Here is an 876-nt window from a genome sequence, read left to right as displayed (position 1 = left end):
GGTGGCCGAGCTGGTCAAGTCGGTCAGCTGGATCGAGCGAGTCGCGGCGCGCCGCCGCAACGCGTCCGAGCGCGGCGTCAGCGCGCCGGAACCGGCCGGGCCGGACGAGGCGCCCCGGCTGCTGGCGCCGCTGGCCGCGCTTCTGGGCCAGCGCGGGCCGGCGGGCGGCGTGATCTCGACCGAATCGTCGCGCTCGATCCTGGAATCGGTGGCAACGCGCATCGACGAGGCGCGCGACATCACCCGCTATCTGGCCAACCTGCTGATCTTCCTGGGGCTTCTGGGCACGTTCTACGGCCTCGCCACCACGGTTCCGGCGGTGGTCGACACCATCCGCGCCCTGGCCCCCAAGGATGGCGAAACCGGGATCGAGGTGTTCAACAAGCTGATGACCGGGCTGGAATCGCAGCTGGGCGGCATGGCCACGGCCTTTTCCAGCTCGCTTCTGGGCCTGGCCGGCTCGCTGGTGGTCGGGCTCTTGGAACTGTTCGTGACCCATGGCCAGAACCGCTTCTATCGCGAGCTCGAGGAATGGATGTCGGGCTTTACCCGCATCGGCCTGGGCGGCGCCGAGGGGCAGGGGCTGGGCGAGGCGGCGCTGGCCGGCTTCGTCGAACGGGTCGAGGCGCAGCTGGCCGGGCTGCAGGATTTCTACCGCCAGCGCGACGAGTTGCGCGACGAGGAAGCCTCGGCCGCCGACCAGCGCACGCTGTCGCTGGTCGAGGGGGTCGAGAAGATGGCCGGGCTGCTCGGCTCGGACCGCGACCGGCTGGGCGCGACCCTGGCGGCCGAGCGCGGGGCGGTGGCGCAGGCGCTGGCCGGGCTGGAGCGGACGCTGGGCGGTCTTGCCGAGGCGCAGGCGCGGCTTGCGGCCGA

The 876-nt window shown here is 72.4% G+C and carries 1 pseudogene; it reads left to right on the top strand.

The window, feature by feature from the left end:
- Positions 1–876, top strand: a pseudogene (locus I9P22_RS24315) (hypothetical protein); the annotation flags it as partial.

It is taken from the genome of Paracoccus binzhouensis (assembly GCF_016446475.1).
In the GTDB taxonomy this organism is placed as follows: domain Bacteria; phylum Pseudomonadota; class Alphaproteobacteria; order Rhodobacterales; family Rhodobacteraceae; genus Paracoccus; species Paracoccus binzhouensis.
Note: the sequence above shows the minus strand (reverse complement) of the source record. Positions and strands in the feature narration are given on the sequence as shown.